The following is a 23,978-nucleotide window of genomic DNA, read 5'->3' as shown; positions in this document are numbered from 1 at the left end:
AATGAACAATTTTTTTGCCTTACTGAAACAAAACGGGGGACAACACGCCCGGCTTCTCGCCGGCCCGGTGCTGATTCTCATGGTGATGGCCATGATGATTTTGCCCTTGCCGCCGTTTCTGCTGGACCTGCTGTTTACCTTTAATATCGCCCTGGCCGTCATGATTTTGCTGGTGGCCATGTTCACCAAAAAGCCCTTGGATTTTGCGGCTTTTCCGGCGGTGCTGCTGTTTGCCACCTTGTTGCGTCTGGCCCTGAACGTGGCCTCCACGCGGGTGGTGCTGATGAACGGTCATAAAGGACCGGATGCGGCGGGGCAGGTGATTGAGGCCTTTGGTCACTTTCTGGTCGGCGGCAATTTTGCCGTGGGTCTGATCGTGTTCGTGATTCTGGTCATCATCAACTTTGTGGTGATTACCAAGGGTGCGGGCCGTATTGCCGAAGTGGGAGCCCGCTTTACCCTGGATGCCCTGCCGGGCAAGCAAATGGCCATTGATGCGGATCTGAATGCCGGTCTGATTGGCGAGGAAGATGCGCGACGTCGCCGGGCGGAAGTCTCGCAGGAGGCCGAGTTCTACGGTTCCATGGACGGTGCGAGCAAGTTTGTGCGCGGTGATGCGGTGGCCGGTCTGCTGATCATGGTCATCAACGTCATCGGCGGTCTGATTATCGGCGTGCTGCAGCACGGCCTGTCTTTCTCGGAAGCCGGCCATGTGTATACCTTGCTCACCATTGGTGACGGGCTGGTCGCGCAGATTCCCGCCCTGATTATCTCCACAGCGGCCGGGGTCGTGGTCTCGCGGGTGGCCACTGATGAGGATGTGGGCCAGCAGATGGTCAACCAGCTTTTCCGCAATCCCATGGTGCTGTATATCACTGCCGGGATTCTGGGCTTGATGGGTTTGATTCCCGGCATGCCCAATCTGGTGTTTCTGTTGTTGGCGGCCATTCTGGGAGCGGGGGCCTGGCTGATGCAGAAACATCAGGCAGAACAGGCACAGCAGACCAGTGAACCCAATGATGAGGTCTTGGCGGCAGCCGATTCAGCGGCCAGCGAAGCCAGCTGGAATGATGTGTCCATGGTCGACCCCTTGGGGCTGGAAGTGGGCTATCGCCTGATCTCGCTGGTGGACCACGCTCAAAATGGCGAGTTGCTGCACCGTATCCGCAGTTTGCGTAAGAAGTTTGCGCAGGAAGTGGGCTTTTTGCCGCCCGTCGTTCATATCCGGGACAACCTCGAACTCAAGCCCAATGATTACCGCATTTTGTTGGCCGGTGTGGAGATCGGGCGCGGTACCGCCACGCCGGGGCAGTGGCTGGCCATCGATCCTGGCGGTGTCACCATGAAGCTGCCGGGCACCCCGACCAGCGATCCGGCCTTTGGTCTGCCCGCTGTGTGGGTTGACGTGAGTATGCGTGAACAGGCCCAGATTGCGGGCTATACCGTGGTCGATGCCAGCACGGTGATTGCCACGCACATCAATCATTTACTGCATCGCCACGGGGCTGAATTGCTGGGCCGTCAGGAAGTGCAGCAACTGCTCGACCATGTGGGGCGCGAGGCTCCCAAGCTGGTCGAGGATTTTGTGCCCCAGACCCTGTCTCTTAGCCTTTTGCTCAAGGTCTTGCGAGGTCTGCTGGCGGAAGATGTGCCGATTCGCGATATGCGCAGCATTGTGGAGACCTTGGCCGAACATGCGCCGCGCATTCTGGCTCCCGGTGCCGTCCAGCCCGGGCAAGAGGCAGGCGAGCTTCTGGCCGTTTTGCGGGTGGCGCTGGGCCGGGCCATCGTACAACAGTGGTTCCCCGGCGAGGGCGAACTGCGCGTGATTGGCTTGGATGCGCGTCTGGAGCGTGTCATGACGCAGGCCTTGACCAGCAGCGGCGCTCTGGAGCCCGGTCTGGCCGAGTCGGTGCTGACCGATACCATGCGGGCCGCCCAGTTCCAGGAAGAGCATGGCGACCCACCCGTGCTGGTTGTGCCGCCCATTTTGCGGGCGACCCTGTCTCGTTTCCTGCGTCACCACATTCCCCAGTTGGGTGTCTTGTCTAACGCTGAAATTCCTGAAGAACGCATCCTTCGGGTCACCACCATTATTGGTCAGTCTGAATGAATATAAGTCGCTTTTTTGGCAGTACCAGTCGTGAGGCCATGCGTCAGGTGCGCCTTGCTTTAGGCCCGGATGCATTGATTGTGTCCAACCGTCGAGTCAATGGCGGGGTGGAAATTCTGGCCACGGATTCCAGCTCGGTTCCCGGTGCTGCGGCCGAGCGTGCGCCCATGCCCACGGGCACAGCGCATCAGGCAGCGGGCATACGTCAGCAGGACATGGCTGCGCCACCGGCTGCCGACAATGTGATGGGGGCAATCGGTGCGTTGCGCGGTGCCTTGGAAGGCCGGATGGATGATCTGGTCTGGAGCCATCAGATGCGCCGCTCTCCGGTTGCGGTCAATCTGTTCCAGAGCCTGTTGTCGCAGGGTTTTAGCACCGCGTTATTGCGTGCGCTGCTCAAGCGCCTGCCGCCCGAGCTGGGCGCGCGTGCTGCCTTGCAGTGGGTGCGTACCGAACTGGAAACCCATTTGCCCGTGTTGCGGGCTGAGGATTCCCTGTGGCAGCCGGGGCTGGCCCTGGCGCTGGTCGGTCCTACGGGGGTGGGCAAGACCACCACGCTGGCAAAGCTGGCGGCCCGCGCCGTACGTCGTTTCGGCCCGGATAAAGTGGTTTTGCTGACCACGGACACCTATCGGATTGGTGCTCATGAACAATTAAAGATTTATGGCGACCTCATGCGAGTGGCCGTACATATTGTTCAGGATGTGGCGCAGTTGCGCAGCGTGATGCTGGGCGTGCGGCCCGATCAGGTGATCCTGATCGACAATATGGGGATCAGCCAGCGGGATCGCTATGTGCGCGAACAGGCCGCTTTGCTGGCAGGTGCCGGTCGCCGCGTACAGCGCCTGCTGGTGCTTAACGCCGCCAGCCAGGGGGATACCTTGGATGAGGTGGCCCGCAGCTATACCCAGGACGGCGGCACGCCGTTGAGCGGCTGCATCATCTCCAAAGTGGATGAGGCCATCAAGCTGGGTGCTCCCCTGGATACAGCCATTCGTTTCAAATTGCCAATCCATTATGTGTCCAATGGCCAGAAAGTGCCCGAGGACTTGCGCTTTATGAGTGCGGGTGAACTGGTCGATTCTGCCTTGCAGGTTCGCGAAAGTCAGCGCCCTCTGTATGCGGCCAGCTCTGGCGACCTGGCCGCCTTGCTGGAAAGTGGCGGGCAGTCCGCTCAGGAACATCAGGCCGAGGAAGAGCGCCGGGCGCGTGTCTTGCCGCGTCTTTTGTCTGCTGCCTCGGCGGGTGGCCCCGTCGGCCTGGAGCAGGCACGGCGTGCCGCCGCTGATCTGGACGAGCGATTGGCCTGCGCCGAAGCTTATGACTTTTGGCGTGACTTGCACGCCCCTCATGCTGCTGTGCAGGATGGGGCGGCTGCACAACGAGCCGAAGGCTTGATGCGCGCCGCGTGTCAGGAAGTGAGCGAAGGCGATGTGTCTCGTTTGCTGGTGATCCACGCAGATCATCAGCCTGCAGGCAGTCAGGAGCAGTGTTCGTTCAGTTTCCTGTTCAGCCCCAAAGGTCAGGCTCTCAGCGTTCCCTACTATCAGCGTCAGACACCGTCACAGTGGTCGGATGTACGTGGGGTGCGCAGCATGGAACGGCCCAGTCCCACACAAGCGCTTAACCAGGCCATGCAGGTTTTGAACACCCAGGCCCAGCCGGTGAATCTGCTGCATATTTTTGAAGGCGGATCGCCCACCATGTGGCGTCAGTGGGCCGACATGCCTGCAGACTGGCTGGCGCTGATCCCCGGCGCGACCTCCCTGTGGCACAAGGACGGTAAAACCACGCCGAATGCCCTGAGCAAACAGTTGGCCTTTCATGCCATTCCCGATCTGGCTGCTCGCCTGCACCTTGAAACACTGGGCCGGGTCAGGCTCAGTGAAATCGCGCTGTGGTATGCCGTTGAGCCGGTGCAGTTGCGCCAGCGTCAGGGCGAGCCTGTTCATCTGGATCTAATTGTGCTGCGTACCGTACGTCGGCATGATGGCAAGGTGTTGAAGACCCGTTTTGCGCTCATGCATCAACATGCAGGTGCCGAGCCGATCGCTCCGGCCAGTCTGGCCTGCTACATGATGCTGCGTAGCGAAGTGCAGGAAATGGCACGCTTGTTCAACACCGTGCGCGGCATTTTGCCAGCCAGCCACTCTGAGTTTGAAGAAGAACTTCATCTGCTGGCAGCCGCCCAGTTAACGCTGGCCTGCTGGGATTTGCTGCAGGCCCCCGACAATCGTGGTGTGCGGCAACTGAGTGCCCGCCTGCTGGGCAAACCGGGCCTGAAGTCCAGTCAGTCGGTCGATGCGCTGGTGAAGATGCTGGTGTTGAAAGAAGCGATGAGTTAAGCCCAGCCGTCCAGCCCTGTGTAAAAGCCTGCCAAACGGCAGGCTTTTTTTGTCCAGCGTCGTCGCAGATGGCCGGGCGCTCAGTGAGATGCGTTGTACTGATGCTCGGGCAGCTCGTTGCGCCGCCAGAGCGCATGATGCATGAGCAGTTCCTGCCTTGTGCAGGAAGCGCCGGCACACCGTAGCTTGTCTTGGGTGGAGGTGGGGTTTGCCCTGACCGGACGTTCGCAGGCTGTCAGGGCGAGGTGTCAGACTTTCAGACTTAAAGAGGACTGCGTATTTTGCGTCTTGCCCGACGCATCGTAGAACGTATTGCGCCCCGTGAAGGCTTCTAGCGCATCCAGGTTTTGCTGGGTGTCGGCCAGAAAAGTATCAACCAAAATGCGATTGTTGTCGCTGGCGTTGCGCACTTTTTGGCTCAGCTCGATCAGTTGCTCCAGCTCGTGTTCCAGCTCGTCCTGTTCGGCAGCGTAGCGCAGGCCCTGATTGCTGTTTTCCAGTCCGCGTGCTTGCAGCAGCTGGGCGCGGGTCTGCTCCAGTTGCTCAATGCGTTCGAGCAACTGGTACTTGCTCAAGGTGATCTGGGCCAGTTCCTGAGGCTCAAAGCGACGCAGCAGCAAGGTATTTTCTTCGACCAGCAACTGCTCGAAATCCAGCAGGGCTTGGTGTTGATCGGCAAGGCAGGTTTGCAAAGGCATGGCCGTTTGGGGTGAGTTACTTGAGAAGATCGCGCACGGAGGCGATCAGGGAGTCGGCAATCCGGCTGGTGTCAATTTTGAGCTCGCCGGCGGCAATAGCCTGGCGCAAGGCCTCGACTTTTTTCATGTTCACATCGGCGCTGCTGTCTTGCAGCGAATTGAGCTGGCGGGCTGCGGCGCTGAAATCCACTTCGTTGGTGCTGGTGCTGTTGTATGCCTGGCGTGCACGACTGGGAGCCGTGCTGCGTTCTGTGGCAGAGGTTTCAGCAAGAGGTGTCTTGAGGGAGGAGGGGCTGATCTTCACGTTTTTCTCCGTGCGGCCTGTTCTTTGCGTTGATCTTGTAACGGCGCTCTGGACGCAAACTTTAGCATGCTCATCGGATTTCGTTCAGAGAATGACCTGGACCGTGGAGGCATCCAGGACAGTGGCCGAAATGATTTGCCCTGAACTGGCCTTGATCTGAATTTGGGTGCCCGGTGCTCCGCTTTGCAGAGCCTGACCCTCTCCACTGGCGACAAAGCCCATGCCGCGCGCAATGGTGCGAACCATTTGGCCGCGTGTTACCGATTGTGGATCGCGCAGCGCCGAGGCTCGTATCGCATTGCCCAACGGAATGCGCTGGCTGGCGACATAGCCGATGATCCGCTCCGGATCAATGACCACGCCATTGGCCAGCGCCAGCAAGTCCCCCTCGCGCTCGACCAGATCATCTTGCTGAATGGTCTCGCCTGGGTTGATACGCCGGCTGCTCACGTAATAGCTGCCCTGGATCGATAGCGTAGCGCCTATCGACGTGCTCCAGCTGTGCGGGCTCAGGCAGCGCACGCCCACGCTCATGCGCGAGCGCAGGCGTTGGCCGCTGGGCAGGAAGATCTGGTTTTGGGCGCAGGCCGGCATAGTGTCAAGGCGCGAGGTATCCAGCGTGATCGTGGCGACACCAGGATACATCTGCGCCTGTTTATGTAAAAACTCCTGCGCCTGCTCCTGCATGGCTTGCACACTGAGTACGTTGGCCGGCTCCTGGGCGCGCGCAGTGACGCTCGCCCCCAGGGCGAACAGACATACGCAAAGCAGGAGTCTATACAAGGTCATGGCTGAATTTTACGGGCTCAGTCGCCGGGTCAAGAGCTGAACTGGCCGATAAATTGCGTTTTGTTCCCGGGTTTGTGATGCCGTGCCTCTGGCTACCATTCTGTCATGTCGGTGAAAAGGCGTGCGCGCGTTCACTGTATTTTGAACTTGAACACAGAATATTGGCTTGACTCCATGATTGATCGCATCGGTGAGCACCTGAAGTTTTACCAGACGGCACTGGCTGTGCGCCAACAGCGCCAAGAGGTTCTGGCCTCCAATATTGCCAACGCCGACACGCCCAACTACAAGGCACGGGATATGGACTTTACGGCCACCCTGAAAGCTGCTTTAGGGGGGCAGGGCCAGATGGCATTGCCCAATACCAGCCTGTCCCTGACATCGGTCCGTCACATACCCGCCCAGGCCAGCCGTCCGCCCAGCACGGACGAGCTGCTCTACCGCGTCCCCGTACAACCATCTTTGGATGGCAATACGGTTGAGATGGACGTCGAGCGCATGCAGTTTGCCGATAACACCTTGCACTATCAAAGCACCATCAACCTGGCGTCCCAGCGTTTGAAAGGCTTGATGGCAGCCTTGCAACAGTAATAGCGAGTCTTCATGTCCAGTTTCAGTATTTTCCAGATTGCCGGCTCTGCCCTGACAGCGCAGTCCCAACGCATGAACGTGTCGGCCAGCAACCTGGCTAACGCCGACAGCGTGGTCGGGCCCGATGGTCAGCCATACAAGGCTCGCCAGGTCGTGTTTCAGATGACTCCGCAGGGCAACAGTCCTGTCGGTGGCGTGCAGGTGCTGGGGGTGCAGGAAAGCAATGCGCCGGGTCGATTGCAGTACGACCCCGGCAATCCCTATGCCGATGCCCAAGGTTATGTGACCTTGCCCAATGTGGATGTGGTGGCCGAGACCGTCAATATGCTGGCCGCGTCGCGCTCCTATCAGGCCAATGTAGAGGTGGTGAACACCTCCAAAAACCTGATGTTGCGCACCCTGACCATTGGCCAGTAAACCGGTTTACGCAAAGAGAGAGCATGAGCACAGTCACCAACGATCGCAGTGCCCTGGACCCCACCGCCGGGGCGATGGCCGGGATAGATGCCCGTAACAAAAGCGCCATGGCCGAAACGGAAGACCGTTTCCTGACCATGCTGATTACACAGCTGCGCAATCAGGACCCACTTAACCCCATGGACAATGCCCAGGTCACCAGCCAGATGGCACAAATGTCCACGGTGGCCGGGATTCAGCAATTGAACAACACCTTGCTGGCCGTGGCCGGACAGATGGATGTCAGCCAGTCCATGCAGGCTGCCAACCTGATTGGCAAGCAGGTGCTGGTGCCAGGTGCGAAAGTGTCCCTGGGCACGAGTCCGGACGGCGAGAAAGTTGCCATGCCTTTTGGGATTGACCTGGTCAGTGGCAGCAGTACCACCTTGGTGCATATCAAAGACAGCAGTGGCAAGGTGGTGCGCGAGTACGAGCTGGGGCCCAAAGAGGCCGGGGTGTATTCGCTGAGCTGGGATGGCCTGGACAACCAGGGCTCCCCGCTGGCCGACGGTTCCTACACCGTCAGTGTGTTGGCCAGCAATGATGGCACGGCTGTGACAGCCAGTCCATTGACGCACGGCAAGGTCGATAGTGTGGCTTATACCTCCAGCGGCCTGATGCTGGATCTGGGTCTGGCAGGTTCATTCTCCCTGCTGGATATACGCAAAATTATGTAAGCGTTGCTGGCCTCTTGAGCGCGCTGGGCCAACACGACATTAAAAGGAAATTTCATGAGCTTCGGACAAGGATTGAGCGGCCTGAACGCCGCCTCCCAGAACCTGGATTCTATCGGTAACAATATCGCCAACTCGGGAACGGTTGGCTATAAAGCGTCGAGTGTGCAGTTCGCGGACGTTTACGCGAACTCGCGCGTCGGTCTGGGCGTGCAAGTATCGCGCGTCAGCCAGCGCTTTTCGGTGGGTAACATCAGCTCCTCGGGCAATATGTTTGACATGGCCATTGACGGTGCCAATGGCCTGTTCCGTCTGGAGCAAAGCAACGGTGCCGTGCTGTTTTCGCGCAATGGCCAGTTCTATCCCGACAAGGCAGGCTATTTGGTGAATGCCCAGGGCCACTACCTGACTGGCTATGGCGTGGGCAGCAGCCAGCTTGAGCGCTTGCAGGTGCCATCGGCAAACGTGCCGCCCAAAGCCACGACGTCCCTGGATTTCAAGCCCAACCTGCCCGGTGGTGCCGAAGCAATTCCAGCCCAGGATGCCAATGGCAATCCCATCAATATCTTTGACCCCAAAGACAGCACCACCTACAGCGAATCGTTTAGCTACTCCGTTTACGACTCTCTGGGCAACAGTCACGAAATCTCTCAGTACTTTGTCAAGCGGCCTGCCAATGCGGGCGGTGAAAGTGTATGGGACGTGTACTACATGGAAGGCAGCACGCCTTTGTCGCCCGCCAAAGCGACACTGACTTTCAACGGCGCCGGGGTGCTGACCAGCCCGACCCCTGCAACGGTCAACCTGACCTTGGCCAACCCCGGCGGCAATGCCTCCCCAGCTGACGATCTGGTCTTTGATGTGCGCTATACCGGCACGACCCAGTTCGGTGGCGAGTTCGCCAAAGGCAAGCCTTACCAAGATGGCTACGCCACCGGTGAATACGCTGGCATGAACATTGACAAGGACGGCACCATGGTGGCGTCCTACACCAACGGCGTCACTCAACGCCTGGGTTCGCTGGTTCTGGCCGACTTTAGCAACTTGCAAGGCCTTAGCCCTGTGGGCGGCAACGCCTGGGCAGAGACCGGCGCGTCGGGTCAACCCATTTTGGGCCGTCCTGGCGAGAACGGGCTGGCCACGATCAAGGGTCAGGCCGTGGAAGACTCCAATGTGGACATGGGTCAGGAACTGGTCAATATGATCATTGCCCAGCGCACCTATCAGGCCAATGCCCAGACCATCAAGACACAGGATCAGGTTCTGCAAACCCTGGTCAACCTGCGTTAAGAGCTGTCATGGATCGCCTGATTTATACCGCCATGAATGGCGCTCAGCGCACGCTGGAGCAGCAAGACGTCATCACCAACAATCTGGCCAATGTGAACACGTCCGGTTTTCGCGAACAGCTCGCGTATTACCGCTCGGTGCCCGTTACCAGTGAGGACGGTGCGCAGACCCGTGTGGGCACCGCCACGGTGACGCCGGGCAGTCGTTTTCAACCGGGCACAATGGCCGAAACCGGTAATGCACTGGATGTGGCGATTGCAGGTCAGGGCTGGTTTGCCGTTCGTGCGCTCGATGGCCAGGAGGCCTATACCCGGGCAGGCGATCTGGTCGTCAATGCCCAGAACCAGTTGGTGACGCAGTCCGGTTTGCCCGTGCTGAGCGCCGACGGTCAGGCGATCGAGATTCCCGATCGGGGAACCGTCACTTTTTCCAGCGACGGTCAGTTGACTGCCCTGGGAGCTGGCGACAATCCGCGCGACATTCAGGTGATGGGGCAGTTGAAAATGGTCAACCCACCCGCCGCCGACCTGTTGCGGGGCCAGGATGGTTTGTTTCGTATGAGCAGCGGTGCACCGGCTCCCGCGGACCCGTCGGTGCGGATGGTGTCGGGCTTTATTGAAAAAAGCAACGTGAACCCGGCTGAAGCGATGGTGGCCATGATTGCCAATGCCCGTCGTTTTGAAACCCAGATGAAGGTCATCCAGGACGCCGGCGTACGCGAGGACCGGGCCAACTCTCTACTTTCATTTAATGGCTAAGCCTCGCGCATGACGCGAGCGCTAGCTTCAAGGATTACACACACATGATTCGCTCTCTGTGGATTGCCAAGACCGGTCTGGAAGCCCAGCAGACCAATATGGATGTCATTTCCAATAACTTGGCCAACGTCAATACCACCGGTTTCAAACGTACCCGTGCGGTGTTTGAAGACCTGATGTACCAAACCCTTCGTCAGCCTGGTGCTCAGGTCGGCGCTGCCAACCAGTTGCCTACGGGTCTGCAGATCGGTACGGGCGTGCGCACGGTGGCCACGGAGCGTATCCATAGTCAGGGCGATATGAAGCACACCGGCCACAATATGGACATCGCCATTCAGGGCAGTGGGTTTTTGCAAGTGGAAATGCCGGATGGCACCTTCGCCTATACGCGTGACGGCAGTTTGCAACGCGATCAGAATGGTCAGCTGGTAACAGCCGGCGGCTACCCCATTCAGCCTCCCATCAATATCCCGGATAACGCCCTGGAACTGACCATTGGGCGCGACGGGACCGTGTCGGTTACTCAGCCCGGTGCCGCGGGCGCCAGTGTGGAGGTGGGGCAACTGCAACTGAGCACCTTCGTCAACCCGGCCGGTTTGCAAAGCATGGGCGAGAACTTGTACATCGAAACCGATGCGTCGGGGGCCGCAAACTTTCTGCAGCCAGGTATGGATGGCGCAGGGCTGGTCATGCACAAGTACAACGAAACGTCCAACGTCAACGTGGCCGAGGAGCTGGTCAATATGATCAGTGCCCAGCGTGCCTACGAAATCAATAGCAAGGCCGTGTCCACCGCTGACCAGATGCTGGCTCGTCTGACGCAGCTGTAAACCTGAAGAGATCGTGACAATGTTCCAAGCTCTGTTGAGCCGTCTTGCCCTGTGTGCGCTGCTTGTCTTGTCCGGTTGCGCGCTGGTGCCCCCTGAAGATGTAGTCACCGGCCCCTTGACCGCGGCTCCGCCTCCCGCCATTCCAGCGGCTGTGGTGGCAAATGGCTCCATCTATCAGCCCTCGGCGTATGGCAACTATCCGCTGTTTGAGGACAGACGGCCCCGCAATGTGGGCGATATTGTCACCATCATGATTCAGGAGCGCACCAACGCTGCCAAGAATGTGTCGACCAACACGGACCGGACCGGTAGCGGCGGCTTGGACTTTACGGGTGTCCCGGCTTTCCTGCCCAATGAAATAGGCAGCAAGCAGAACTTTGAGGTGTCCGGCTCGAACAAGGCACAAGGCAAGGGCTCCAGCCGCGCCGACAATACGTTCAGCGGCACCTTGACCACGACGGTGGTGGGCGTGCTGCCCAACGGTAACCTGCAGGTCGCCGGGGAGAAGCAGATCGCCATCAACCGGGGCAGTGAACACATCCGCTTTTCCGGCGTTGTGGACCCGCGCTCCATTACCGGCAGCAATACGGTGTCGTCCACGCAGGTGGCCGATGCCCGTATCGAGTTTCGTAGCAAAGGGGTGATGGACGAAGTCCAGACCATGGGTTGGCTACAGCGTTTTTTCCTGAATATTTCCCCGTTCTGAGCCTTTTGCTTGCTATGGCATTTTCCATGAGTCGTACTCCTTTCTCTTCTTACCGCGACATGCTGCGGGCAGCCATGCTGGCAGCAGGCCTGTTGCTGGCTCCGCTCAGTCAGGCCGAGCGAATCAAGGATCTGGCGTCCATCCAGGGGGTGCGCGACAATCCGCTGATCGGTTACGGTCTGGTGGTGGGTCTGGACGGCAGTGGCGACCAGGTTCGCCAAGCGCCGTTTACGCAGCAAAGTCTGACCAATATGCTGTCGCAACTGGGGGTGACTATTCCCCAGGGCAGCAATATGCAGCTCAAGAACGTGGCGGCTGTGATGGTGACAGCCCGCCTGCCCGCCTTTGCCCGTCCTGGCCAGTCTGTGGACGTGGTGGTGTCCTCCATGGGGAACGCCAAGAGTCTGCGCGGCGGCACCTTGCTGATGACGCCCTTGAAAGGTGCGAACGGTCAGGTGTACGCGATCGCACAGGGTAACTTGCTGGTAGGCGGCGCCGGTGCCGAAGCCGGCGGTTCCAGTGTCCAGGTCAACCAGTTAAATGGCGGCACGATTCCTGGCGGTGCCACGGTCGAGCAAAGCGTGCCCACAACGTATGCGCGGGACGGGGTGATCAATCTGGAGATGAACACCTCGGACTTTGGGACCGCCCAGAACGTGGTGGCTGCCCTGAACAAACAGTTCGGTCCGTCCACGGCCACGGCGCTGGATGGGCGCCTGATTCAGGTACGGGGTCCATTGGACCCCCAGGCCCAGACTGCTTTTATTTCCCATGTGGAAAACCTGCAAGTAAATCTGCCGCCAGCGCGCGCACGAGTGGTTATCAATGCGCGTACGGGTTCGGTGGTCATGAATCGTACCGTCACCATTGATGAGGCCGCGATTGCCTATGGCAACTTGTCGGTGGTCATCAGCCGTCAACCGCAGGTCAGCCAGCCCGATACCCCGTTCGGTGGCGGCCAGACGGTCGTGGCTGACAGCACGCAGATTGAAATGCGCAGTGACAGTGGTTCGCTGCAACGCGTAAAGACCAGTGCCAATCTGGCCGATGTGGTGCGGGCGCTCAATGCCTTGGGCGCTACCCCTCAAGATTTGTTGTCCATTTTGCAGAACCTGAAAAGCGCGGGCGCTTTGCGGGCAGATCTGGAGATCATCTAATGACGGTGCAGTACTTTCCTCGTCCAGGAACGGGAACGCAGGTTTCAATTTTTGACCCGCAACAGTTGGCTCAGCTGCGTCGGCAAGCCGGGCAGGACGATCAGAATCAAGCGACTCAACTGCAAGTGGCCCGTCAGTTCGAGTCCCTGTTTATCCAGAATATTTTGAAGCAGGCGCGAGCCGCCAATCCTGAAGGCGGCATGTTTGATACCCAGTCCGTGCGCATGGCGCAAAGCCTGGGCGATGAGCAGTTGGCCCTGCAGTTGGCTGACCCGGGCATCGGATTGGCCAAGGCGTTGCAGGCTCAGATGAGCGGGCAAGACAGCGAGCCCTTTGGCGCTGCGTCCTATGACCCGGAAACCGCGTCTTCGCGTCGTGCGGATTTGCGCTCGCGCATGCCCAATGACCGCTCCATTGATGCGGCCTCCATTGCCGAACTGATCGACAAGCTCAGCAATAACAGCACGGTGCAGCGCGTGTACTCTTCCATTCAGGGGGCGCCCAACCACATCCGTCAGTTTGTAGACCGCATGAATACCGCAGCCAAAGTGGCCGCAGAAGACAGTGGTGTCCCCGCCAAGCTGATCCTGAGTCAGGCGGCCTTGGAGTCGGGCTGGGGCAAACGTGAAATCATGCATGCCGACGGTTCCACCAGCCACAACTTGTTTGGGATCAAGGCCACCCCCTCCTGGAAAGGAAAAACGGTAGAGGTCATGACCACCGAATACCAAAACGGTGTGGCGCGCAAGATGACGCAAACCTTTCGTGCCTATGACTCTTATGCCGAGTCCTTTGCCGACTACGCGCGTCTGATCGGCAATAACAAGCGCTATGAAAGCGTCAAGCACGCCGCAACGCCGCAAGAGGCTGCGCAGCGTATTCAGGATGCAGGCTACGCCACGGATCCTTCTTACGCCAAAAAACTGATTGCCATCATGGCCTACTTTGATGGTGGCAAGTCTTAATTATTGTTACAGGTCTAAATAATGCACCAAGGTGGTCGTTAAAAAGCAGCATGTTCATTTTTCGCCTTGGACACAACGGGCCGGGCAGGACAGAAAGGATTTGATATGAATCTCGCCAACCTTGGTATTACCGGCTTGTATGCCGCTCAAAAGCGCATGCAGGTGACGGGCCACAATATTAATAATATCGATACCCCTGGCTATAACCGCCAATCGGTTCTGGTTGAGACGGCTGGTTCGGTAGGAGGCAGTGCCGGTTACTACGGCCGCGGTGTGCAGGTCGTGACGGTTCAGCGCTCCTACGACAATTTTCTGTATCAACAGCTGGTGCGTTCCCAGACCGCCGGAGCGGCTCTGGTCAGCTACGGCACCGAAATTGCCCAGCTGGACAATCTGTTCTCGGATCGTACGGTCGGTGTCAGCCCAGCCTTGCAGAATTTCTTTGACGGGCTGGAAGCGGTTGCCTCGCAGCCTGCCGATCCTTCGGCACGCCAGGAACTGTTGGGCCGCGCCGAAAGTCTGGCCACCCAGATTCGTGACGCCACCTCCTACATGAACCGCGTGAACGAGAACATCAACACGCAGGTTGGAACCACGGTTACCCAGATCAACAGCTATCTGGAGCGGATCGACAACGTCAATAAGCAGATTGTGGCGGCCAAGGGAACCACGCCCGGACACGAGCCCAATGATCTGCTGGACCAGCGCGAACAGTTGGTGGCCGAACTGGGACAACTGATTGACGTTCGCACCGTCGAGCAGGACGGGCGCTTGAGCGTGACCACCGCAGGTGGCCAGATGTTGTTGGGTGGCGAGCGGGTCTATCCCTTGCATGCGGTGCGTTCCGCAGAAAACCCTGAGCGGTTTGTGGTCGGGTTTACGTCTGCCCTGAACGTGGACGGCAAGATGGTGGTGACCGAGTTTCGTGAAGGCGCGATCAAAGGCGGCACGCTCGGTGGCCTGCTGCAGTTCCGTCAGGAAAGTCTGGAGCCCGCCATCAGCGCCCTGGGGCGTCTGGCCGTGGGCCTGGCCCACACCGTGAACGATATTCACCGTCAAGGCATTGACTTGAAGGGGGAGGCGGGCAAAGACATATTCAGCGTCAGTGGCCCCAAAGTCGTGGCCAATGGCACCAATCCCGTCAGCAGTGGCGTACCCGGTGTGTCCTTCTACAAGGACCCGATTGATCCGGCTGATCCCAGCAAGGGTTACACCCAACCCGTGGACAAGCTGACCGGCGATAACTACCGGATCGAGCGTGTGGACGGACGCTTTCAGTTGCGCAATCTGAGCAGCAACGACATTACGCCCCTCAATGGACCGGACCAGGACGGCGGCATTACGCGGGTGGATGGCCTGGAAATCGACGTGTCCAGCCTGAAGACCCAGTCGCAGGATGGGGATTCCTGGCTGGTTCAGCCTACCGCCACCGCTGGCAGCAATTTACAGGTGGAGATCAAGCGTCCCCAGGATATTGCCGCGGCCAACCCGGATACCGGCTCGGCCAATGGCACGATCGCTCAGAAACTGGCGGATCTGCGCAATACCAAAGTGTTGGCGGACGGCTCCCTGAGCCTGAATGACTCCTTTGGCCAGATCGTGAACCGGATTGCGGTGCAAACGCAGCAAAACGGCACCGCGGCCAAGGCGCAACTCAAGCTGATCGAGCAGAACTATGCCGCTCAGCAGGCCTTGTCGGGCGTTAACAAGGATGAGGAATACATCATGCTCCAGCGTTTTCAGGAACAGTATCAGGCGGCCGCCCGTTTGATTGATGTCAGCTCCCAGATGTTTGACACCCTGTTGGGCCTGCGTACGTAAGTACGGCGATTCAGTCTTGAAATTGGAACCTTGCTATGCGTATTAGTTCTTCTCTTTTTTTTCAGACAGGCCTGAACTCGATCAACAAGCAGCAGTCCGATCTGATGCGTGTTTTTCAGCAGATGGGCTCGCAAAAGCGGATGATCACCCCCTCGGATGATCCTTTGGCGTCGGCCCAGACCATCAATCTGGCGCAGTCGCAGGCCATGGACAAGCGCTATGGTGAAAACCGCGAAGTGGCCATGCGTTCGCTGGGTGAGGAAGAAAACCTGCTCAATGCCGTCAACCTGCAGTTGCAGGGCGTGCAAACCCGTTTGGTGGAAGCTTCCACGGGCACCATGTCGGATGCCGATCGCAGCACCTTGGCTACCGTGATCGAAAGTGCGCTGGATACCCTGTTTGGCTTTGCCAACACCAAGGATGGTTCGGGCCAGTATCTGTTCTCCGGGGCTAAAGGGACGACTCAGGCGTTTGAGCGGACGGGAAACACCTTTACCTACACGGGTGACACCAACAGCCGTGATATTCAGGTTGAGCAAACCCGCCAGATGGACTCGGCCGATCATGGTCGCACCATCTTCGAGCGGGCCAACCCCGGATCGACAGCCTACTTCACCCAGGCCAACGCCAACAGTGGCTCGGCTGTGCTCAGCGCCCCCAACGGCAACTCGTCCTTGCCTGGCGCGCAGGCCAATTACACCATCCGATTTACCTCGGAAACGGATTACGACATCGAGGTGAACGGGGCGGTGGTCAGTCAAGGTGTGCTGGATGAGAACGAGCGTCAGCGCATCAGCCTGCCTGGCGGGGTCAGCGTGCAGATCGAAGGCAAGCCCGCCGTAGGTGACAGCTTTGCCATCAGTTCGGTGGACAGCACCAGCCCGGCTGACATGAATATGTTCAACACCTTGCAGTCGGTGGTGGACGCCTTGCGCAAGCCTGTCAGTGGGGACCCGGTTGCCCAGGCCGAGTTTCGCAACGCGATGAACTCAGCCATACAGCGTATCGGGGAGAACTTCGACAATGTGCAGACCGTAATTTCGTCGGTCGGTACGCGCATGAATGAAATTGATGCGCTCAGCGCCAATGGGGCTGCCCGAGCCCTCAATTACACCAATGAGCTCTCGCGTCTGGAAGATCTGAATATTTTTGATGCGTCCACTCAGTTGGAGCTGCGCAAGGCTGCGCTGGAAATGTCGGCGATGGCATTTCAGACGATCCAGAGCATGAGCCTGTTCAATTTGAATCGCTAGGACGCTGTTCCTTTTTTGGGTGGTTTTTCCTTAACCGGCAGTCAAGCACCACGTGCGGGAATCTTCTATGCTTTTTAAGAATTTGAGTCTAAGGGTCGGCATGACCTTTTGTATTGCTGCTCTGATGGCATTGACAGTGGCCATGGCAGCCTGGGTGCTGTATTACTTTCATGGTCTGTTGGCCCTGGGCTCCGGTGACGCGGTGTTGCGCACCTTGCAGGAGCAGCAGAGCACCTTCAACATTGTCTTGACCGTCGTGCTGGTGCTGGCCGTGTTGTTGGGGCTGGCGGCCATCAGCTACTTTCTCCGTCGGGTGGTGCGTCCCTTGGGTGACTTTGCGGCGTACTTTGATGCCATTGCCAAAGGCGACCTGACCCAACGTATCCATGTTCTGACCTCCAACGAAATCGGTGACTTGTTCGAGTCGCTGGGTCGCATGCAGGAGTCCCTGGTCAAGACCACCACGGCGGTGCGTCTGGGACTGGAGGAGATTCATGCCGGCGCACAGGAAATTGCCCAGGGCAACACCAATATCAGCAGTCGTACCGAAGAGCAGGCTGCTTCCTTGCAGCAGACGGCTGCCAGCATGGAACAATTGGCTGGGACCGTTCGCCAAAATGCCGATAACGCCCAGCAAGCCAATCAGTTGGCCGCGACCGCCTCGGATGTAGCACATCGTGGGGGGAGCGCCGTCAATGAAGTGGTAGCCACCATGCAGGGGATTTCGGCCAGTTCCAACAAGATCTCCGATATTGTGGGCGTGATTGACAGCATTGCTTTCCAGACCAATATTCTGGCCCTGAACGCGGCGGTTGAAGCGGCTCGTGCGGGTGAGCAGGGCAAGGGTTTTGCCGTGGTGGCCGCTGAAGTCCGCGCTCTGGCACAACGCAGTGCGCAGGCCGCGCGTGAAATCACGGCCCTGATCGAGGATTCGGTGCGTAAGGTCACGGAAGGTTCCTCGCAGGTGGAACGCGCGGGCGCCACTATGCAGGAAATTGTGGATTCCGTGCGTCGTGTCACCGACATCATGGGTGAGATCACGGCCGCAACGATTGAGCAGTCCTCCGGTATCGATCAGGTGAATCGCGCTGTCTCGCAGATGGATGAGACGACGCAGTACAACGCCCGTCTGGTGGAGCAGGCCGCTCTGGCTTCCTCGGGGCTGAGCGAGCAGGTCACCAAGGTCAACCAGGCGATCGCGTTCTTTCGCTCGCCGGGCACGGAAGTGATCGACGTCAGCGCCCGCCGCGTCGCTAACCGCCGCAGTGCCAGTGCATCCTCATCGGACGCCGAGACACGTCGCACGCCATCCTTGAAAGGTGTAGCGAACGCTGCCAAACCTGCTGCGGGCGTGAGCAGGGGGCTGTCGGCTCCCGCCAAGACCTCGCCGCCTGCTGCCAAGGCCACCGCCGCTACTCAGGAAGATAGTCAGCGTCTGTTGCGTCCCGACTTGAGCGGCAAGCCTCACAGTGCCTCTTCGGACGATGATTGGGAGGAGTTCTAATGCCTTGCTCCCGACTGGGTATCTGGGTCGGGCGGGGCCGTAAGACGCTGATCGGTTTGTGCTTGCTGACCCTGGCTGCTTGCGCCACCCAGGGCTCGTCTTTCAAGGCGTCGGGGCTGAATGATCTGGTCCTGGGCCAAAGCACGCGTGCTGACGCTGAGCAGTCCTTGCAAGGCCGTCCACACCAGGTCTACCGACAGCTCGACGGCAGTGAAATGGCCGTGTGGTTCCAGGGGACAACCCTGGCAACGGACGCGGTCTATTTTCGCCAGGAGTTGTGGCTTCAGTTTGATGCCCAGGGGCGTTTCCAGCATGTGGTCAAACGCAGCCATATTCCTTCCATGTACCGCGAGCAAGCGCGTAGCGCTACTACAGGCTCGGTCACGATTGAGCACCCTGGCACGGAGATGATTACCATCTTGCCGGTCAGCCACTAGAGTTTTCTTTGGATTTAGCAAATGCTGGGTATTGAAAGCAGTCTTCCGTCCGCGTCCCGCGCATCTAAACGTCGTTCCTCCAAATCGTTTCGTCCCAGCCTGAAGTCGGCGTCGGGCTTGAAGATCAGCACCATGCTGATGATTTGCATGGGATTGTTTTTGGTCCTGATTGTGGCGGTAGGGGGGCTGGCCGCCTATTACCTGCAGCAAAGTGGCGAGGCCTTGCGTACGATCAATCGTCAGGATCAGCGTGCCATGCAGATCCTGCAGTTGAACAACAATATGATGGAAGCCCGTGTCAGCTTGATGAGCGCGGCGCGCTTCTATCAGGAAGCCGGTATTGATGATGATCAGAACCTGCTGCAAAGTGCCGAGAACTCTGTCACGTTGGCCACGCAAAAGCTGGATGAGGTGCGCAAGGCCTTTGCCGATATTCGTGCCAATATGCCGACCGAGCCTGAGCTGCGCCGTTTGGCCATGGGACTGGTTGCGTCCTATCAGGCCTATCTGGATGACGGGATTGAACCCATGGTTCAGGCACTGGAAACCCGTGATTACAGTACCTTTTACTTTGTCAGCGAAGGTTTTGGCGTTTTGCGCGCTGCCACTTTCCAGTTCCGCATTGAGGAGCTGAGCAAGTTCTACAACGAGCAGACTGACGTGTTGCTGGAGCAGGCAGAACTGCAAACCCGTGTGGCCAATATCGTCATCGCCCTGGCCTTGTTGCTGGGTCTGGCCATTATTGTGGCCTTGCGACTGGTGCTGGGCCGCACCGCGTTGACCCCCTTGCGTGAAGCCGGTATGCATTTTGACCATATTGCCAACGGCGATCTGACCAAGAAAATTACCTACCGCTCGGCCAATGAGGTCGGGGTGTTGTATGACGCCATGCGTCGCATGCAACAAAGCCTGCAGGGGATCGTGCTGACCGTGCGCCAAGGTGTGGACGAGATCGCCTCGGGTTCTTCGCAGATTTTTGCCGGTAATACCGACTTGAGTTCCCGCACCGAGCAGCAAGCTGCCGCTTTGCAGGAAACGGCGGCCAGTCTTGAAGAATTGGCCAGTACGGTGCGTCAGAATGCCGACAATGCCCATCAGGCCGATCAGTTGGCGCATAACGCCGCCAAAGTGGCACAGCAGGGTGGTGAGTCGGTCGGCGCGGTCGTTCACACGATGAACCAGATTTCCGCTCGTTCCGGACAGGTAGCCGACATTGTTAACGTGATTGACGGTATTGCCTTCCAGACCAATATTCTGGCCTTGAACGCCGCGGTGGAAGCGGCTCGCGCGGGAGAGCAGGGCAAGGGCTTTGCCGTGGTGGCCGGAGAGGTGCGTAGCCTGGCACAGCGCAGCGCCCAGGCCGCCAAGGAAATCAAAGGTCTGATCGAAGCCTCGCAAAACGAAGTCCAGACCGGAACGCAGCAGGTGGCCAGTGCGGGCGACATCATTCAAGAGGTGGTGCGTGCGGTCAATAGCGTCACCACCTTGATGAGCGAGATTTCCTCGGCCTCGCAGGAGCAGACGGCCGGTATTGAGCAGATCAACACGGCAGTGGCTCAAATGGATGCTGTGGTGCAGCAAAACGCCTCGCTGGTCGAGGAGGCGGCGGCTGCGGCAGGCTCCTTGCAGGCACAATCCGAGACCCTGGCAGAGGCCGTGTCCCAGTTCAAGGTTCAGGAAGGGGATGTGATTGATATGGCCGAACGCGATTACGACCGGTTGCGCTAAGCCTTTTGGGGGAAAAACGGGCGGGTGCCTATAGTTGAAATCCCCTAGAAAATCAGGGTCCGCGAGGGCGATGCTGCATGGCACAATAATTCTTTGCCCCTAGCCAGCAGAGACGCCCATGTCCTTCGCGATTCCCGGTGAATCCGTGGCCAAGACGGCGGTGCGCCAGAAAGCGCCCGGCATCTTGGCCTGGTTGATTGCTTACCCACCTTTTGATCAGATGCAGGCGCAGCACTGCGATTACCTGATCGAACATAGTGAGCTCCGGTTTTTCTCGGCCGGGCAGGTGCTGTTGGAGCAGGGCGCGCGCGTCGATCAGCTCTATCTTGTTCGCCAGGGACAGATCGGCACCCAGGCGCACGGCGAAACCCAGGAGTATGTGGAAGGAGACCTGCTGCCAGTGCGTGAGCTGGTGTCCGGGCAAGCGCTGGAGAGCGCCTACCAGGTACAGGAAGACTGTTTCACCTTGTGTGTGGCCGGTGAGGCCGTTGCGCATCTGTTGAGCATCAGCGAACCGTTTCGGGATTATTGTCTCCGCGGCACCAGCAGTTTGCTGGCTTCGGTCTGGCGCAGCGCTCAGAAAAGCGCCAGTGCCGATCTGGGGGCCAGTTATACCTTGGACATGAGTCTGCAGTCCCTGACAGAACGGGGACTGCTCAGTTGTCTGCCTGATTGTCCGGTCGAGCAGGCCGTCAAAGACATGCACGAGCGGCAGGTCAGCAGCATGGTCGTGGTCAATGCCGATCAGCATCTGTTGGGGATCTTCACCTTGCGCGATCTGCGCCGTCTGGTGGCTGGAGGCCAATACGATCCAGGTCAGGCCATGTCGGAAATCATGACGCCGGACCCGGTCTGGCTTGCGCCTCAGGCTTCGGCGTTTGATGCGGCGCTGTTGATGGTCGAGCATCAGATCGGTCATGTCTGCCTGGTTCAGGATCATAAAGTGGTGGGCATGGTGTCCGAGCGCGATGTGTTCTCCTTGCAGCGCGTCGATCTGGTCCACCTGTCGCGTGCCTTGCGTTGCGCCCAGGATGTGTCCGGGCTGGTGCGCTTGCAAGCCGATATTGGCCGACTGGTCGATGCCATGCTGGCCCACGGTGCGCGCTCTGAGCAACTGACAGCCGTAATTACGCGTTTGAATGACCATACGGTTCAGCGCACGATCGAACTGTCTTTGCCCGGCTCGGGGCTGGATGGCATCGAGTTTTGCTGGCTGGCCTTTGGCAGCCAGGCCCGGGGTGAGCAGACCCGCCACACCGACCAGGATAATGGCATTTTATTTAGCGCCAGCTCGCCGGAGCAGGCCAACGCCTACCGGGCCTTGCTCCTGCCGTTTGCGCGTCGGGTCAACGAGGCTCTGGACCGTTGCGGCATGGCCTGGTGTACGGGCAATATCATGGCCAGCAACCCTGAGCTATGTCTTTCCGAAGCGGAATGGTTACATCGTTTTCAGATCATGATCGAGCGGCCGGCACCCGAGCAGTTGCTTGAGTCCACGATTTATTTTGACTGCCGGAGCATCTGGGGGCAGACCAGCCTGTTGCAACGTCTGCAGCGGCGCGTGCTGGGCATGGTGAACGATAATCCGGTGTTTCAGCGCATGCTGGCTCAAAGCACCTGTCAAACCCGCATTCCCAGTGGCAAAAAGCGCAGTCGTTTGGAGGCCTTGATGGGGCAGGGCGATGACAAGCTGGATATCAAGAAGCAGGCATTGGCCCCGATGGTGGATGTGTTGCGCGTGCTGGCGCTGGCCCACGGCTGTGAGTTGCCTTCGTCCATGGACAGGTTGGCGGTGTTGACCCAGCGTGGCGTCTTTAGCGCAGAGGAGTCGGAGGGCCTGCGCGAGGCCTACCGTTATTTGCAGTTGCTGCGTTTGCAACATCATCAGACGCAGTTGCAACAAGGCCAGGAGCCGGACAATCTGGTGCGTCTGGGCAGCTTGGGCGCACTGGATGCCCGCGTCTTGCGCGAGGCCTTGTCACAAGTGCGTCGTGCCCAGCGTATTCTGGCGTTCCGGTACCGCTTATGAAATTGCTCTCTTGGCTCCCCTGGCGACGCGCTTCCTTCGCCGCCCGTAGCCCCTCCCTGTCCTGGAGCGGGGTGGATGAGCTCACATGGGACGAAGCGGCATTTACCGTGTTGGACCTGGAAACCAGCGGGCTGGAACCCAAACGCCACCATATTGTGCAAATGGGCGCAGTACGACTGGAGCGGGGCTCGATTGCCCTGGGCAATGTGTGGGCCGGTCTGGTGCGCGCACACGGCGAACGCAGTCCAGAGAGTCTGCTGATTCATGAGATCAGTCCGCAGCTGCAGGAAAAAGGTGAACCCTTGCCGCAGCTCATGCGTGACTTTGCCCGTTATTCGGAAAACTCGGTCTGGGTCGCCTGGGATGCCGATTTTGATCTGGCATTTCTGGACCGTGCCTGGCCTCAGGCCGGTGTGCAACAGGCCCGGCCTCTGGCCCTGGATCTGGCTGAACTGGCAGCGTGTCTGCTGCCCGAATGGCGTGGTCGTCGACTGGGCCTGGATGATTGTCTGCGGTATTGTGGTCTGCCGGTCAGTGAGCGGCATGATGCCCTGGGAGACGCGTTGATCAGCGCCCAGTTGATGCAGTTGTTGATTGGACGTGCCAAACAAAAAGGTGTCCTGACGCTGGGCCAGGCCCGGCGTCTGATGCAGGCGCACAAGCAGCGCCAGGCCCATGCCTTTTAAGGGCCAGCCAGCCCGAGGGCAACCCGCATCATGGCTTCGTAGCCGGAGTTGAACAACTGGGCGAGAAAGGGCGTGGTTTGCGGGATCACCACGACCAGCAAGGTCAGGCCGATGGTCAGCGTAATCGGAAAACCCACCGCAAAAATCGTCAGTTGTTGGGCGGTACGGTTCAAGATGCCGAAGGCCAGGTTAATGGTCAGAAGCACAATAATCAGCGGCAGGGCCAGCAGCATGCCTGACACCCACAACTCGCTGCTCCAATCCAGCAATGCCCCCCAGCCATTGATGTTCAGGTCTGCACCGATGGGCAATACGTGGAACGTGCGCACCAGCACACCCAGCAAAAGCAGATGACCGTTCAGGGCCAGAAAAGTCAGCACCGCAATCACGTTCAGCAGCCGCGACAGCACGGCGGTATTGGCGCCCGTGGCCGGATCAAAGAAGGAGGCGAAGGACAGGCCCATCTGCAGCCCGATGAACTCGCCCGCTGTCTGTACCGCTGCGAATACGATGCGCATGGTCAGCCCCAGCGCGACGCCGATAAACACTTGTTGCGCCGCAATCAGCAAAGCCTCGTACGAGGCGGTGGGCAGATCAGGCAGTGGGGGCAGCGAGGGCGCTACGATCAGAGCGAGGATAAAACCCAGCCCGATCTTGGCGCGTTTGGGAATGGCGGATTCACTGAAAAAAGGAACTGTCGCCAGGGTGGCCAGAATGCGGATGAACGGCCACAGAAAGGCGTTCAGCCAGGCATGGAGCTGGGCGGAGTTCAGGTCAAGCACGGTGCGCCTGGGGCCTGCGGGTCTGACAAGGCCGTGCGCCTTGCCAGACACATGGTGGTGGG

General features: G+C 59.0%; 22 protein-coding genes. 18 read left to right on the top strand and 4 right to left on the bottom strand.

From position 1 onward, the window contains the following. Position 1 precedes the first annotated feature (1 nt). Both flhA and flhF read left to right on the top strand, forming a co-directional pair. Entirely contained in the window at positions 2 to 2,113 is a 2,112-nt protein-coding gene (flhA, locus tag V6936_RS07780; RefSeq protein WP_336579682.1) for a flagellar biosynthesis protein FlhA, read from the top strand. Beyond that, a complete protein-coding gene (gene flhF, locus V6936_RS07775; RefSeq protein WP_336579681.1) occupies positions 2,110 to 4,458 on the top strand; it encodes a flagellar biosynthesis protein FlhF in 2,349 nt (782 codons plus the stop codon). Before flhA ends, flhF begins: the two co-directional genes overlap by 4 nt. Positions 4,459 to 4,706: 248 nt before the next feature. On the opposite strand, the gene V6936_RS07770 is transcribed toward flhF, so the two are convergent. From V6936_RS07770 to flgA, 3 genes are all read right to left on the bottom strand, one after another. Further along, positions 4,707 to 5,156 (bottom strand): flagella synthesis protein FlgN, encoded by a 450-nt coding sequence (locus V6936_RS07770; protein WP_240209352.1) that lies wholly within the window; start codon positions 5,154 to 5,156, stop codon positions 4,707 to 4,709. A 16-nt stretch (positions 5,157 to 5,172) separates the two neighbouring features. Next, positions 5,173 to 5,460, bottom strand: a complete 288-nt coding sequence (flgM, locus tag V6936_RS07765; protein ID WP_240209351.1) for a flagellar biosynthesis anti-sigma factor FlgM — start codon at positions 5,458 to 5,460, stop codon at positions 5,173 to 5,175. A gap of 84 nt (positions 5,461 to 5,544) precedes the next feature. Next, positions 5,545 to 6,249, bottom strand: coding sequence for a flagellar basal body P-ring formation chaperone FlgA (gene flgA, locus V6936_RS07760; RefSeq protein ID WP_039943991.1), 705 nt, complete (start codon positions 6,247 to 6,249; stop codon positions 5,545 to 5,547). Between the two features lie 174 nt (positions 6,250 to 6,423). Here flgA and flgB point away from each other — a divergent pair, with 174 nt between their 5' ends. The 16 genes from flgB (at position 6,424) to V6936_RS07680 (ending at position 23,134) form a co-directional block, all read left to right on the top strand. Further along, the gene (flgB, locus tag V6936_RS07755) at positions 6,424 to 6,840 is read left to right on the top strand and encodes a flagellar basal body rod protein FlgB (RefSeq protein WP_003804685.1); all 417 of its coding nucleotides are present in this window, start codon (positions 6,424 to 6,426) and stop codon (positions 6,838 to 6,840) included. Between the two features lie 12 nt (positions 6,841 to 6,852). After that, entirely contained in the window at positions 6,853 to 7,257 is a 405-nt protein-coding gene (flgC, locus tag V6936_RS07750; protein WP_003804683.1) for a flagellar basal body rod protein FlgC, read from the top strand. Positions 7,258 to 7,280: 23 nt separating this feature from the next. Next, positions 7,281 to 7,973, top strand: a complete 693-nt coding sequence (locus V6936_RS07745) for a flagellar hook capping FlgD N-terminal domain-containing protein (RefSeq protein ID WP_003804681.1) — start codon at positions 7,281 to 7,283, stop codon at positions 7,971 to 7,973. A gap of 54 nt (positions 7,974 to 8,027) precedes the next feature. Continuing rightward, positions 8,028 to 9,260: a flagellar hook protein FlgE gene (flgE, locus tag V6936_RS07740; protein ID WP_003804679.1), complete on the top strand. Its 1,233-nt coding sequence runs from the start codon at positions 8,028 to 8,030 to the stop codon at positions 9,258 to 9,260. 8 nt (positions 9,261 to 9,268) lie between these two features. Further along, entirely contained in the window at positions 9,269 to 10,018 is a 750-nt protein-coding gene (gene flgF, locus V6936_RS07735; protein WP_131071437.1) for a flagellar basal-body rod protein FlgF, read from the top strand. Positions 10,019 to 10,062: 44 nt separating this feature from the next. Next, entirely contained in the window at positions 10,063 to 10,848 is a 786-nt protein-coding gene (flgG, locus tag V6936_RS07730) for a flagellar basal-body rod protein FlgG (protein WP_003804676.1), read from the top strand. A 19-nt stretch (positions 10,849 to 10,867) separates the two neighbouring features. After that, positions 10,868 to 11,554 carry a flagellar basal body L-ring protein FlgH gene (locus V6936_RS07725; protein ID WP_003804673.1) on the top strand — a complete coding sequence of 229 codons (687 nt, stop codon included), beginning with the start codon at positions 10,868 to 10,870 and terminating at the stop codon, positions 11,552 to 11,554. Between the two features lie 26 nt (positions 11,555 to 11,580). After that, positions 11,581 to 12,711: a flagellar basal body P-ring protein FlgI gene (locus V6936_RS07720; RefSeq protein ID WP_080585005.1), complete on the top strand. Its 1,131-nt coding sequence runs from the start codon at positions 11,581 to 11,583 to the stop codon at positions 12,709 to 12,711. Next, a complete protein-coding gene (gene flgJ, locus V6936_RS07715) occupies positions 12,711 to 13,676 on the top strand; it encodes a flagellar assembly peptidoglycan hydrolase FlgJ (protein ID WP_003804669.1) in 966 nt (321 codons plus the stop codon). Before V6936_RS07720 ends, flgJ begins: the two co-directional genes overlap by 1 nt. Before the next feature lie 105 nt (positions 13,677 to 13,781). Further along, entirely contained in the window at positions 13,782 to 15,497 is a 1,716-nt protein-coding gene (gene flgK, locus V6936_RS07710; RefSeq protein WP_003804667.1) for a flagellar hook-associated protein FlgK, read from the top strand. A gap of 35 nt (positions 15,498 to 15,532) precedes the next feature. Further along, positions 15,533 to 16,750 carry a flagellar hook-associated protein FlgL gene (gene flgL, locus V6936_RS07705; protein WP_003804665.1) on the top strand — a complete coding sequence of 406 codons (1,218 nt, stop codon included), beginning with the start codon at positions 15,533 to 15,535 and terminating at the stop codon, positions 16,748 to 16,750. A 124-nt stretch (positions 16,751 to 16,874) separates the two neighbouring features. Next, positions 16,875 to 18,254 carry a methyl-accepting chemotaxis protein gene (locus V6936_RS07700; RefSeq protein WP_336579679.1) on the top strand — a complete coding sequence of 460 codons (1,380 nt, stop codon included), beginning with the start codon at positions 16,875 to 16,877 and terminating at the stop codon, positions 18,252 to 18,254. Next, positions 18,254 to 18,691: a hypothetical protein gene (locus V6936_RS07695; RefSeq protein WP_003804661.1), complete on the top strand. Its 438-nt coding sequence runs from the start codon at positions 18,254 to 18,256 to the stop codon at positions 18,689 to 18,691. Before V6936_RS07700 ends, V6936_RS07695 begins: the two co-directional genes overlap by 1 nt. A gap of 21 nt (positions 18,692 to 18,712) precedes the next feature. Then, positions 18,713 to 20,419, top strand: a complete 1,707-nt coding sequence (locus V6936_RS07690) for a methyl-accepting chemotaxis protein (RefSeq protein WP_003804659.1) — start codon at positions 18,713 to 18,715, stop codon at positions 20,417 to 20,419. Positions 20,420 to 20,537: 118 nt separating this feature from the next. Next, positions 20,538 to 22,448 (top strand): DUF294 nucleotidyltransferase-like domain-containing protein, encoded by a 1,911-nt coding sequence (locus tag V6936_RS07685; RefSeq protein WP_240209346.1) that lies wholly within the window; start codon positions 20,538 to 20,540, stop codon positions 22,446 to 22,448. Further along, positions 22,445 to 23,134, top strand: coding sequence for a 3'-5' exonuclease (locus V6936_RS07680; RefSeq protein ID WP_059317901.1), 690 nt, complete (start codon positions 22,445 to 22,447; stop codon positions 23,132 to 23,134). Before V6936_RS07685 ends, V6936_RS07680 begins: the two co-directional genes overlap by 4 nt. On the opposite strand, the gene fliR is transcribed toward V6936_RS07680, so the two are convergent. Continuing rightward, entirely contained in the window at positions 23,131 to 23,916 is a 786-nt protein-coding gene (gene fliR / locus V6936_RS07675) for a flagellar biosynthetic protein FliR (protein WP_039943987.1), read from the bottom strand. The genes V6936_RS07680 and fliR overlap by 4 nt on opposite strands. Positions 23,917 to 23,978 lie beyond the last annotated feature (62 nt).

The sequence above is a fragment of the Alcaligenes sp. CHO6 genome, from assembly GCF_037120595.1.
Lineage (GTDB): Bacteria > Pseudomonadota > Gammaproteobacteria > Burkholderiales > Burkholderiaceae_B > Alcaligenes > Alcaligenes ammonioxydans.
Note: the sequence above shows the minus strand (reverse complement) of the source record. Positions and strands in the feature narration are given on the sequence as shown.

Bases quoted from the DNA above. Each gene is read 5' to 3' on its own strand.
- flgG (WP_003804676.1), top strand. From the start codon at position 10,063: ATGATTCGCTCTCTGTGGATTGCCAAGACCGGTCTGGAAGCCCAGCAG.
- flgA (WP_039943991.1), bottom strand. From the start codon at position 6,249: ATGACCTTGTATAGACTCCTGCTTTGCGTATGTCTGTTCGCCCTGGGG.
- V6936_RS07700 (WP_336579679.1), top strand. From the start codon at position 16,875: ATGGCATTGACAGTGGCCATGGCAGCCTGGGTGCTGTATTACTTTCAT.
- V6936_RS07685 (WP_240209346.1), top strand. From the start codon at position 20,538: ATGTCCTTCGCGATTCCCGGTGAATCCGTGGCCAAGACGGCGGTGCGC.
- flhA (WP_336579682.1), top strand. From the start codon at position 2: ATGAACAATTTTTTTGCCTTACTGAAACAAAACGGGGGACAACACGCC.
- V6936_RS07720 (WP_080585005.1), top strand. From the start codon at position 11,581: ATGAGTCGTACTCCTTTCTCTTCTTACCGCGACATGCTGCGGGCAGCC.
- V6936_RS07680 (WP_059317901.1), top strand. From the start codon at position 22,445: ATGAAATTGCTCTCTTGGCTCCCCTGGCGACGCGCTTCCTTCGCCGCC.
- flgK (WP_003804667.1), top strand. From the start codon at position 13,782: ATGAATCTCGCCAACCTTGGTATTACCGGCTTGTATGCCGCTCAAAAG.
- flhF (WP_336579681.1), top strand. From the start codon at position 2,110: ATGAATATAAGTCGCTTTTTTGGCAGTACCAGTCGTGAGGCCATGCGT.
- V6936_RS07725 (WP_003804673.1), top strand. From the start codon at position 10,868: ATGTTCCAAGCTCTGTTGAGCCGTCTTGCCCTGTGTGCGCTGCTTGTC.
- flgL (WP_003804665.1), top strand. From the start codon at position 15,533: ATGCGTATTAGTTCTTCTCTTTTTTTTCAGACAGGCCTGAACTCGATC.
- flgE (WP_003804679.1), top strand. From the start codon at position 8,028: ATGAGCTTCGGACAAGGATTGAGCGGCCTGAACGCCGCCTCCCAGAAC.
- flgJ (WP_003804669.1), top strand. From the start codon at position 12,711: ATGACGGTGCAGTACTTTCCTCGTCCAGGAACGGGAACGCAGGTTTCA.
- flgB (WP_003804685.1), top strand. From the start codon at position 6,424: ATGATTGATCGCATCGGTGAGCACCTGAAGTTTTACCAGACGGCACTG.
- V6936_RS07690 (WP_003804659.1), top strand. From the start codon at position 18,713: ATGCTGGGTATTGAAAGCAGTCTTCCGTCCGCGTCCCGCGCATCTAAA.
- V6936_RS07695 (WP_003804661.1), top strand. From the start codon at position 18,254: ATGCCTTGCTCCCGACTGGGTATCTGGGTCGGGCGGGGCCGTAAGACG.
- V6936_RS07745 (WP_003804681.1), top strand. From the start codon at position 7,281: ATGAGCACAGTCACCAACGATCGCAGTGCCCTGGACCCCACCGCCGGG.
- flgC (WP_003804683.1), top strand. From the start codon at position 6,853: ATGTCCAGTTTCAGTATTTTCCAGATTGCCGGCTCTGCCCTGACAGCG.
- flgF (WP_131071437.1), top strand. From the start codon at position 9,269: ATGGATCGCCTGATTTATACCGCCATGAATGGCGCTCAGCGCACGCTG.
- V6936_RS07770 (WP_240209352.1), bottom strand. From the start codon at position 5,156: ATGCCTTTGCAAACCTGCCTTGCCGATCAACACCAAGCCCTGCTGGAT.